This is a genomic window from Shewanella sp. 10N.286.52.E4, assembly GCF_041468785.1.
GTDB lineage: Bacteria > Pseudomonadota > Gammaproteobacteria > Enterobacterales > Shewanellaceae > Shewanella > Shewanella electrodiphila.
Map to the genome: position 1 here is coordinate 1 of NZ_JBFRJJ010000055.1, position 11,038 is coordinate 11,038.

At 41.6% G+C, this 11,038-nt stretch carries 9 protein-coding genes; 5 read left to right on the forward strand and 4 right to left on the reverse strand.

The genetic code is table 11. The features are described from left to right. Window positions 1–1,175: 1,175 nt before the first annotated feature. The 4 genes from slyA (at window position 1,176) to AB4153_RS20330 (ending at window position 5,112) form a co-directional block, all read left to right on the forward strand. Window positions 1,176–1,643, forward strand: a complete 468-nt coding sequence (gene slyA / locus AB4153_RS20315; protein WP_017059069.1) for a transcriptional regulator SlyA — start codon at window positions 1,176–1,178, stop codon at window positions 1,641–1,643. Window positions 1,644–1,655: 12 nt separating this feature from the next. Beyond that, on the forward strand, window positions 1,656–2,717 hold the full coding sequence (locus AB4153_RS20320; RefSeq protein ID WP_371998503.1) for an HlyD family secretion protein: 1,062 nt from the start codon (window positions 1,656–1,658) through the stop codon (window positions 2,715–2,717). Between the two features lie 60 nt (window positions 2,718–2,777). Further along, complete coding sequence (locus AB4153_RS20325; RefSeq protein ID WP_371998504.1) at window positions 2,778–3,809, forward strand: DUF2955 domain-containing protein; 1,032 nt, start codon at window positions 2,778–2,780, stop codon at window positions 3,807–3,809. A gap of 553 nt (window positions 3,810–4,362) precedes the next feature. Then, complete coding sequence (locus tag AB4153_RS20330) at window positions 4,363–5,112, forward strand: hypothetical protein (RefSeq protein WP_371998505.1); 750 nt, start codon at window positions 4,363–4,365, stop codon at window positions 5,110–5,112. A gap of 346 nt (window positions 5,113–5,458) precedes the next feature. On the opposite strand, the gene AB4153_RS20335 is transcribed toward AB4153_RS20330, so the two are convergent. The 4 genes from AB4153_RS20335 to AB4153_RS20350 form a co-directional block, all read right to left on the reverse strand. Next, window positions 5,459–6,031, reverse strand: a complete 573-nt coding sequence (locus AB4153_RS20335) for a lipid-binding SYLF domain-containing protein (RefSeq protein ID WP_229372243.1) — start codon at window positions 6,029–6,031, stop codon at window positions 5,459–5,461. A 270-nt stretch (window positions 6,032–6,301) separates the two neighbouring features. Continuing rightward, window positions 6,302–8,314, reverse strand: coding sequence for a prolyl oligopeptidase family serine peptidase (locus AB4153_RS20340; protein WP_371998508.1), 2,013 nt, complete (start codon window positions 8,312–8,314; stop codon window positions 6,302–6,304). A 73-nt stretch (window positions 8,315–8,387) separates the two neighbouring features. Further along, window positions 8,388–9,230, reverse strand: coding sequence for a hypothetical protein (locus AB4153_RS20345; protein WP_371998506.1), 843 nt, complete (start codon window positions 9,228–9,230; stop codon window positions 8,388–8,390). Window positions 9,231–9,362: 132 nt separating this feature from the next. Beyond that, window positions 9,363–9,755, reverse strand: coding sequence for a nitrous oxide-stimulated promoter family protein (locus tag AB4153_RS20350; protein ID WP_229372238.1), 393 nt, complete (start codon window positions 9,753–9,755; stop codon window positions 9,363–9,365). Between the two features lie 308 nt (window positions 9,756–10,063). On the opposite strand from AB4153_RS20350, the gene AB4153_RS20355 reads away from it, so the two are divergent. After that, complete coding sequence (locus AB4153_RS20355) at window positions 10,064–10,849, forward strand: hypothetical protein (protein WP_371998507.1); 786 nt, start codon at window positions 10,064–10,066, stop codon at window positions 10,847–10,849. Window positions 10,850–11,038 lie beyond the last annotated feature (189 nt).

Consider the following 11,038-nt stretch of genomic DNA (forward strand, 5'->3'; position numbering starts at 1 on the left):
GCTCCGGCGAAATTTAAACAGCAAAATTTCCAACGGAGAATGATCCAGCTTTAAACTTCATTTTGAGTCCGCTTCGGCAAGCTACAAAAATCACTAACGCTTACGATGGGGCGTCCCTTCCCCTCGAAAGCTAGCCAGACATCCATGTCTGGACTCACGTAATTTTCTTGCTTACCTCAATTAAAATTGAGTCTTTTAGATTTTTATAGTTAGTTCTTTTTATGCTTATCATTGACACAAATACAGTCAAATCGAAGAGACAATAAACCCAGTGTAGATGCAGCAGCGAGCTTCTGACTGCCAAGGATGGAGGGAATGTCATTATTTGTAGGGAACAAATATGACCCAAACATGGATGTTTTGGCAGAGTTTACATGGACCTTTTGATTTAAATAAAGAATGCAGGGTCTCGCAGTTGTATCTACACATAAGGCCGCTTTTTCACATCCATGTGATCGCGACATTCCGTTCATCCTGAACATCCCTGCGGCAGGCAATGGGTTAAATTGCAGTCATGGACTACTGAAATTTAGTCAATGTAAATTTCAGTATAAAGTTGGTGCTGGTAACTCGTTTATGCCCCGAAATGTGTTTGAAATGGATATCTCTCGAGGTTTAGTCATTTGTATTTACCCTCAATAATCTAATATCACCTTCAATAGAGTGGCCAAATTCGCTATACCACTACAATACGCAAAAGCAAATAGGGAATCACTTCGACTTACATTATTCACGAGTCAGCCGTATAGTGGCAAAAGGCAAGACCTGCCCCCCCCCGTTGTTAGGTATGCCCGTAAGAAATGAAGTGGCTTAATTGCTCGCAGCCCTTGGGGTTACCACGCTCTTAGGGAGGAATTGTTCAACAACGCCACCTGTAAATCTCAAAAATCCTACATATTTTTCTTTAAAATTCCGCTTCCGTTTATTTTGTGACTGAATGGGCGCGTTAGCTAATATTTTTTGTCATCTACTGTGTTTCTGGCTCAGCGATTGGGTTGGCTGGGTTAAAATTTATTGGTAAAAGATCGGATGTCCTATTTCACTTCCATTTTTATTCTTTTTTTCATTACTTTAAGGGGATTTAGGCTTATGAGGCGATTTTGATAGTATAAAACAATTTACTTAGCGTGCTAACCAAGTATAATAGTTAGCACGCTAAGTAAATGGGAACCATGATGCAAAAAGAATTCGACCATATGAAAGAGCTATCACTGGCAGAACAATTGGGGCGTCTGCATCGCTTATGGCGCACCGCTGTTGACATTGAACTTGCCCCTTTAGAGTTAACTTACCCACGCTGGACAGCCTTATGGAAACTGTGGCGATTAGGCGACAACCTCAGTCAAAAAGTATTAGCCAATGCCTTAGAAATTGAACTGGCCTCTTTAATGCGCACCTTAGCCCAATTAGAACAGCAAGGGCTCATTGAACGCCACTGTTGCCCCCATGATAAACGCGCCAGACTTGTCAATTTGACTCCTGCTGGACTCGATTTAATAACGAAAGTTGAAGTAACAATTATCAATATCCGTAGCCAATTGCTCTTAGGCATAAACGCTGAAGAACTTACTGAGTTTGAAAGAGTAATTAATCTGATTGGTAATAATGCGTTAACCAAATTAGCTAAAATGACAGACAAGTAAGTGAATACAAATATGACACCAGATCAACAATTTTCGCGGCTAACAAAAATTGCCTTAGCAGGCTTTATGCTGGTATTTGGTTACTTTATGTTTGCTGATGCGACTATGCCATTAACGCCGCAGGCTATGGCAACTCGGGTTGTGACTAAGGTTACCCCACAAGTTAATGGCCGCATTAAAACTATTGCTGTCACTAATAACCAAGTTGTTAGCAAGGGTGAATTACTGTTTGAAGTAGATCCTAGACCGTATAAGTTAGCGGTAGATGAAGCGCAGTTGGCTTTAGAGCAAGTCCAGCAAGATAACGCTGAGCTAGATGCCTCTTTGTTAGCGGCGCAAGCTGATGTCAATGCCAGCCAAACCACATCACAACAAAAACGCAGCGAAGCAAAGCGTCTTGATGCACTGTACAAAACTAATGGCGTATCCCAACAGCAACGCGATCAAGCTGACAGCGATGCCGCTGCGGCTGAAGCAAATTTGCTGGCAACCCAAGCCCGTTTAAAGCAATTAGAAGTGAGCCGCGGTGTTTACGGTAACAATAACTTAAAAGTACGTCAGGCCGGAAATCGCTTAGCCCAAGCCAAATTAAACCTGTCTTATACCCAAGTTCATGCGGATCAAGACGGCACAGTTACTAACTTGCAAATCATGGTCGGCGGCTTTGCGGCCATTGGCCAGCCACTGCTGGCTCTTGTTTCTGATGATGTGGATATAATTGCTGATTTTAGAGAAAAGGCATTACGAGATGTCTCAATTTCATCTAAAGCCCTTGTTGCGTTTGACGGTGAACCAGGCCGTTTATATCGCGCCCACGTCAGCAGTATTGATGCTGGGGTTAGCGCCGGACAGTTCGATGCCAATGGCAGTTTAGCGACTCCGCAACAATCAGATCGCTGGGTCCGTGACGCCCAAAGAATGAGATTGCATTTACAATTAGATAATGACGAAGTCATGAGAACATTGCCAACGGGGGCACGGGCGACGGTGCAGATAATGCCAGAAAATAGTTTGCTGAACTTATTAGCTCATGGGCAGATTAAAGCCATCAGTATGCTGCACTATATCTATTAACATCATACATTTGATAGATGCGCTATTTTAAATATATTACAGCGACACAAGGCAACAATCATGTTACTAAGATTTAATCCCATGACAGCCAATGATTTACGTCAATGTCTACGTATTGCCACTGCTGGCACGATTGGCTTTACTTTGTGTAAACTGTTCGGCTTTAGTAACGGGGTGTTTTATACTGTTACCCCTATGGTATTGCTAGGTCTAGCACCTGTGTTCACCGCCCATGTCGCGCAGCAGGTGTTGGCGTCTTCTGTTACAGCTGGATTAGTGGTAGGCGTTATCGGTGGTTTATTTGGTGGCCACCCAGTCTTAATGACCCTGATTATTTTTGGGGTGTTTGTTGGCTTTTTTACCGCCATGACCCGCGGCAGTTTTTTTCTTTATGGTGCCAATAGTTTACTTAATCTGAGCATCATGCTTAATTTTGCCAGTTACCCTGATACTGATCTAAACGGTCTCATCGGCGCTAATCTCGGCGCCACAATACTGGCAATCATTATCGCCTATATCATGGTCTCGTTAATCCCTGATGTTGAACCCAGAAAATTGCAAAAACCACCAGCAAAATCAGTAAATCGAATGCGACATGAAGTATTACTGGGGGCAACTATCGCCACAGCATCTTTTATCATGTTCCAGATATTTAATCTACAAGACTCTATGTCGGCGCAAGCTGCCACAATTTTATTACTTTATCCGATGCATTTTACTGGGGTATTAAATTATGCCCTTAAACGTGCGATAGGTACCTTTCTTGGAGTGACATTCGGTGTGTTAGCCCAGTTGTTTCTTTATGATTGGTCAGGGCTGTTGATCTTAGTCGTGCCGGTTTTATGGTTTGGGTTAATGCTATTTAGCCAAGTACACGTCAAAGAAAACGTCGGCGCTGGGGTTGGCTTTGGAGCGATGACCACGCTGGGGATTTTATTTGGCCAATACCTCACCCCAGGTAGCGATCTGATATATAGTGCACTTTACCGTATTAGCAGTATTTTGGTTGCCATCGTAGCGACTTTATTACTGTGTTACATCATGCACACTTTACTTAACCGATTTGCTGCAACGCGCTTAAGTTATCAGTAATGCTGATAATGATTAATCGAGCATGGAAAAAAAACTGCTTGTGACTCAGCATTAGAAACAATAGGGTCATGTCTTGTCTTTTGTCTCTCATAACAATCACCTGATTCCAGTACGGGATCAGGTACTAGTATTTCAATAAAGCAATTGGAGACACCGTTGAAACTTTTTCCTCTTTGCCATACCTGTAGTTATTCATGATTTGCTAATGTTTACTTTTCCGAAACTCATTTCTGCCCCAAAATGATTTTCACTGATAGAAGTTGTTAGTCGCGCAATTAAAGCTTCAGCCTTATAAAGGCTAATGCGGGACGCAAGATATAAGACCTGCGTGAACATTGCACTTTATGCAATGATGACAGTTCTTTGTTTCACTCAGGCGGAGAAACTGGGGAACAGTTCTTTCTATGTTCTAACTCATTGTTGATAAACTGGTTTACTGTTAGTCTTGAGTGATTAAAGTACTGGCGACCTGTTCTTATTAAGACTGTTCTTATTAAGACTGTTCTTATTCGGAATTCAGCCTAATATACTGTTATATGAAAAAGGAGAGACTTTGGCTGAAGATAGAAAAGCAAGATATCGTGACATATCTGACGGGTTATTGAGGCAAAGGCGAAATCTAATGGTTATATCGATGTTGATGCCATTGTTTTTCTTAAGTGGAGCCAGTATCGAAAAGATCAACTTACTCGGAACCGTCATTAGTGTGTCTAATCCTGTTGTTCTCAAATATGCATTGGTTATTTTGTTCAGTTATTTTTTACTGCGCTATTGGCAATATTACCAAGAAGAAACTTATGTTAATGATATGCATCGTAGAATGAGAGACCATATCTATTATCTGGAGGAAACCTATTTAACTAAAAAAGCTCGACAAAAAGCTCATTTTGTAGACCCTTCAATTCTGAGTGTTTGTTTTGCTGACCCTCGCTACAGCAGAGGGGGCAGGTTTGCGGCTATACCGATGAACAAGGATGAAATGACCTTTATATTCATGCGTAAATGTGAATTCTATATTTATGCAGACGACAGAGGTTATCCAGATAAACAAGACTTAATAGATCAGTTCCATGCTGTTTTGTCTAAAAGTGAGTATTCTAGTTGGACGCCTTTAGATGGTTCAAATGATAAACCACATTTCTATCGTCAATATTTAAGCTATACCATTGTCAGATTTAACGCTTATAGGCTTTGGGGTGCATTGCGATACATGTTTAATGAATCATACTTCACTGACTACCAACTTCCTTTTGTGTTAGCGTTGGGCTCAGTTGTGGTAACTGCGAGTGCAATTTTCATATAACAAAGCATTTAAGAGTGATTCGCAACGCTTGGCGTTTTCGCTTCGCTCAAGTATAGCCAAGCGTCGCTCACACCTTAATGCGGCGTTAACTCATAGAAATTTTAATCCTAAATTCACGAATTAGATTTAGAGATCTAACTCGGAATTGTCCAGAAGTTTGTTAGCGGTTGCTAATCCAACACCTGTAATAAAACAAAATGCCTTAGAGCAGGTTTATCAATGATAGTTTGATTTGTCTGCTTATGATTGTAGTGAAAGTAACTGTTTATCAGATTATGTTTTAAAATGAGCGTAAAAAGGCTGCAACGGCAGCCTTTTTATTGGGTTGGGTTTCTTTTATAAAGAACTATTTAGCATCAAAGCTAAAGGCTTGTCCTGCAATGGCTGCTTCATACATTAGTCCGCCTTTTGCTGCAGTAAAAATGGCCATACCGTTCATGTAATTAGCTTTGGCTGCTGTGCGGTTACCCGCATTACCTGCCGCGGCAGAGTTGCCCGTTGAGCCCACTTGCGCGTTTGCGCCAACGGTAATGGCAACAGCTGATGCTTGTGCACTGAATTCAAAGGTACCGCTAGTAAAATCATCGTAGGCGGCTTTATTCTTAAAAAATATAATTTCGCTGTAAGCTTGGCCACCTAACTGAAAGCCGATAGACAGTTGCGATAGGGTGGAGTCGCCAGTATGGATCCCGCCTTTGTACACTCGACCCGCGCCATACGCTGCGCCAATACCAATGCCGCCTTTACCCACGGTTGGATAAATGGCATAACCATAAGCATTTTGGAAAAAATTCTGTACTTCAGGGGCTTTTCTAAAGTCTTCCACTGTTTTGGCATATTTATCAGCATGTGCAAAATTTGAAAAAGTCAGTCCTATTAAGACGAAGGTGACGGACAACAGTGATAATATGTTTTTCATATTTACTCCTACAAGTAAGGGAAAGCTGGGCTCAACTTAGGCTGAACCATTAGCTAGCACATGCTAACAGCAACTTGAATCCTTGAGCGGTAACGAGGTTGATGCTCAATGACTAAAAAGTCGATAATCAATTCAGACTAGCAGCATAACAAAGCCAGAGCCGGAAGCACAAAACTAAAACGCCTAATGACAGCTATTGTTCAGGCTGACTCACTAGGCGTTGTTAATCTTTAGGTCGAAATGATGACAATTGATTAGTTTGAGTTTTGCTTACTCTTCTATACCTAAGACATAAAAGTCGAACCACTTTTTATCCCATTCCATTTTTGCCTTACGGTGCTGATAATGGCTCAGGCCGTGGCCTTCTCCTGGGTAAACTATCAATTCAACAGGTACATTTAAGTAATGCCTTAAGGCACGATATAGCCCTTGTGCATGGCCAACAGGTACGCGTTGATCGTTTTCGCCAATGTGAATAAGAGTAGGCGTGGAGATGTTATGAGCCTTGGTCAATGATGAGCCATGGGAGTATGCTTCTGGCTTTTCCCAAGGTAGTCCTTCCATAAAGTTAACCACATGACCGGGTGTATCTTCTAGCATCCACTGTAAACGTTGATCGAACACCCCAGCACCAGAGCTCGCGGCTTTAAAGCGATCAGTTGTGCTAATTAAAGCATTCGTTAAATAGCCACCATTACTCCAGCCCATCACAGCCATTTTATCTTCATCAACAATGCCTTCTGCGATTAAGTAATCGACTCCAGCAAGAATATCGTTGACTTCAATATCGTGTTCTCGACCGACTAATTCGGTTAAGAACTTATCGCCATAGCCAGTGGAACCACGATAGTTTGGCGACAAAATAGCCCAGCCATCTGCTGAAAATGTGCCACGACCATAAGAACGGTGTTGCAGTGCATAAGGGGTGGCAGCAGTCGGCCCACCATGAATTTGCACGACTAAGGGTAAACGACCTTGTGTTTTGGTGTAGCCATGGGGAAGTTCTAGAATACCTTCAACATCACTGCCATCTGGCGCGGTCCATTTTACTATCGAAATTTGAGGTAATTGCCATTGGCTGACTTGAGAGTTGATATCGGTAATACGCTTAATTTTAGCGCGGCGATTGTTCGCATCTGCAATGAATAAATCACTGAAATGGGTTAAGCCATTATGGCTTAGCGCAACCTTCTTACCAGACTGGCTAAAGTCATAACTGCCAACGACAGTATCAGCACCAATGACACTGCGAGTCTCTTGCTGTTGACCATTGTCAAACTCAGTGCAGTAAATTTTAACTTTGGCTTCGATTGCACCGCGATAACAAATCTCATCACTGTCGGGGCGCCATTTAAGATCGTCGCCATTTAAGGTGACTTTATCTGGGCGAGTTAACTCAGTTATTTTCGTGTTGTTAGCGTTAATATCTGCGATGAACAACTTACCTGGGTGACCGTCAAAATCGATTCTAAATGCCAGGTTATGATTGTCTTCATGCCATGATAATCCGAGCAACCAGCCATATGGTGATGGGGCTTGTTGGCGCCATTGAGTGTCTTGCAATACTTGATGCTTCTGATCGCTGATATCAAAGATGTCGATATCTGACCAGCCTTCAAGTTTGACTAATTCATTATCTTCTGTGGTAATTCGGGCAATTTTTGATTGGTCTTGATTGACGCTAAATTGCCACACGACTTTACCGTCATCAATCAGTGTTTTTTGCTTATAGTGTTCTAAGTCCAGAACATGTAATGGATTGGAATCGTGCGAGCCGTGACCATACTCTGGTGCACTATGGCTGTTTCGCATGGCGCTCCATTGGTCTGTTTCTTCAACGGTTTTATTACCGATAAAGTACAGGTTTTTGCCATCTTGGCTTATTTGAAATGCGTTAACACCTTTAACCTCTTTGGTGAGAGGCTGAATGTCATTACCGTTTGCGGTCATTCTAAAGACTTGATTTTTACCATTGTGTGGCGCTTTTTCACTGGTATCAGTGCGTTTGCTGAGGAAATAAATATATTGCCCATCTGCACTCCATACCGGGCTTGATTCATTTTCGTTACTAAAAGTGAGACGTTGAGCTTGACGTGTTTTAGTGTCAACTTTCCATAAGTCAGCTTGCGCTTTATCGAGCTCTTTATCCCAACGGCTTTCGACCCAAATAGCGTGTTTAGCATTGGGACTGAAACGGACTTGTTTCATTATGCCAATATCAAAAAAGTCGTCGATAGTAATTTTATTAGCTTGATTAGCATAGACTTGAGTTGATAAGCCCATTAGCGTGAAAATGCCTATACGGCGTAAGGTTGTGCAGGATAGTGTCATGGAGATCCTTTCCTTATTTATTATATTAATGGACTCGCTTTTCTGTCGTGTTTTCGTCGTTCATTATTGTCTGTAAGTAGTTCAACTCTTCTGAATTAAGTAGCTGCTCGCTGGCTTTTTGTGGTTTTTTACTGGCTTCATTACTCAAATTTGTGGTTCCGCGAAGATAAGCCGCGCGGGTAATTTGGTGTAACCCGTAAAGTGCAAATACATAGACAGTCAATAATAGAGATAATCTAGCAATGGTATGCGCCATTACTGAAACGGTATCGCCAAAATAAAACGGTACTAATAACATGATAAGGCGTAATACCCAGTTAAGTAATATTCCACAGGTTAGAATTAGCAGCCAACGAAATCGAATGTCTTTTAAGGTTTGTTGGTTTGCTAGCTTAAACCGCTTTCTGTGTTTTCTGAGGGTTTTAAAGATAAGCGTAAAGTAAACAGCACTCTGTAAAATGATGAATCCAGGCATGATCAGGGCAATCATATTGATATGACTGAGTTCACTGACCGTTGCGACTGATTGGCGAGATGCGTTTGGATCGATACCGATATTAAAAGACACAGCTAACACAATCACCAGCATGGAAATAAAGGTGGGCAGTAGATGTTTACTACTATTGAGCTCTGAAACCTTTATTTGCAGGCTCGATTTACAGTACGAGTACAGTAGTGGCATCAATAGAAAATAAAATGGCACCATGAGGGTAAGCACAAAGTGCATCTGATATTGCACACTGTCTCGTGGGATAGCACCAGTAGCAAAAAAGAGCGCAATTAAGATGAATAATGCACCAAGAAGACGATTACTTTGAGTGGTTGCAGGATCGTTATTGGCATAGATATAACGTACATATAAGCCCACTCCTAAGCAATGAATGCCACTGAGTAATGATAACCATATGTAAGCTTGCGCAAAAAAAGATCCGAGTTCGATGAATTACCCCTTTTCAAAGTAGAGTGATAATACCTGTAAGCGACTATTTCAACCAGTACCCTAAGTCAATTTTTGCTTTCTTATATGTCGATTAGACACACCCTCAGGTGGTTTTCCTGGTGCAGGCTTTCTTTCTGCCAATAAATGTTTAATCGACATGATGGGATGGGGAATTAACATACGCGGGCCTGAGTAAATCATGATTTCTCTGACTTTTTGTTTCATGTGCGGTTTATAACAATGCACAGGGCATTTATTACAGGTCGGTTTATCTTGACCATAAGGACAACGGTCGAGCCTAGTTTCTGCATATTGCAGTAGCTCTGTGCATTCAGCGCATAAGGTTTGCTTGTGTGCTTGCTGATGATGAGCGCGACAATATATTTTTGCCATAGCAGTCATCGTATTCAGTTCAAACAACAATTGACCAGAGAGAAGTGGAGTGGCTGACATAGATAAATACCTTAGTAATTTACTCGGGTATGGTTAGTGTAACGAGCATCATATTAGGAGTTCAATTTAGGTGATAATAAGCTTGAGCTAAAGCACAAAAAAGTAAAAATTTGAATTTATCCCCAGTTATCATGTTTAAAGGCACAAAAGCGGGATAAATACTTGATTTATGACCACACAATAGCTTATTAATACCTATATAGCTGTTTAAAAATGCAGCGTAGAAATATACTCGCTTGAATACGCTTTGACCTTTTTATAAAAGCTATTTTAAATTCATAATTCATGACACAGGCATGGTGTTATCAATGAAAATTATCGTAATTGTTTTATTAGTGTTGTTAGGCGTCTATTTGTATCGTCGAACTCAAAATGTGGCTAAACAAGAGCTTGAGCAGCCAGAGTCGACAGAAACCGAGCAGGAGCCAACCAGTGTCATTGAAGGCGAAGCTGATACTGTGGTTGCAGAAGCTGAAAAAGTGGATGCTGAGCCAGAGCCAGAGCCAGAGCCAGAGCTAGAGCTAGAGCCAGAGCCAAAAGTCGAAGAGGTCGTTGCCGAAGCTGCTCCCGTTACTCAAGCGGAGCCAGCTGCTGAGGTTGAAGCTGAAACTACATCTGAGCCTGAAGCTGTCACAGCTGAAGCAGAACCTACACTCGAAACGCAGCCAGAGCCAGCCACAAATGATCTGGCTCTGCCTACAACAGGCGCTTGGGCTGGTGAAGTGTTCACTGGTTTAGTGGCGAAGCATGATGTGAATGCTGATACAGCAGTCCAACATCAGAGCTTATTGAACATTATTGGCCACAGTTATAAATTGCGTAAACAAGCTGAATATTGTCAGTACGGAGCGCAATTGACAGATATTTATTTATCTACTTTTGAGCAATACCAGCAAGATAATAAGATTGCAGCTGATGAAAAAGGCCCAGGCTTTATGCAGCTTTCAACTATGCTTAATGACACCAAACAGTTTGATAAAGCCATTGTAGTGTGCCAGCAAGCAATGACTTATCAATTAAGCGACGGAACTGTCACTGGCTTTGAAGGTCGAATTAACCGTATTGAAAAAGCAAAATCTAAAGCAGGTGACTAATTCAATGCTTAACTAACACATGACTCATTAAATTCATGTTGATGATTATAAAGCGGACTCAGGTTCTGAGGGATCCCCACGAATTTAATAGGATGCTTGTGGTTCCCACACTAAATCCAGCAGCATCTTAATCGCTAACTGCCAATGCGATTTCAACAGCTTCAAATTCTTATCTTTGTAGGCTCTCAA

Excerpts from the sequence above, each read along its gene's own strand:
- AB4153_RS20335 (WP_229372243.1), bottom strand. The coding sequence starts at position 6,031 with ATGAAAAACATATTATCACTGTTGTCCGTCACCTTCGTCTTAATAGGA.
- slyA (WP_017059069.1), top strand. The coding sequence starts at position 1,176 with ATGCAAAAAGAATTCGACCATATGAAAGAGCTATCACTGGCAGAACAA.
- AB4153_RS20320 (WP_371998503.1), top strand. The coding sequence starts at position 1,656 with ATGACACCAGATCAACAATTTTCGCGGCTAACAAAAATTGCCTTAGCA.
- AB4153_RS20325 (WP_371998504.1), top strand. The coding sequence starts at position 2,778 with ATGTTACTAAGATTTAATCCCATGACAGCCAATGATTTACGTCAATGT.
- AB4153_RS20340 (WP_371998508.1), bottom strand. The coding sequence starts at position 8,314 with ATGGGCTTATCAACTCAAGTCTATGCTAATCAAGCTAATAAAATTACT.
- AB4153_RS20355 (WP_371998507.1), top strand. The coding sequence starts at position 10,064 with ATGAAAATTATCGTAATTGTTTTATTAGTGTTGTTAGGCGTCTATTTG.
- AB4153_RS20350 (WP_229372238.1), bottom strand. The coding sequence starts at position 9,755 with ATGTCAGCCACTCCACTTCTCTCTGGTCAATTGTTGTTTGAACTGAAT.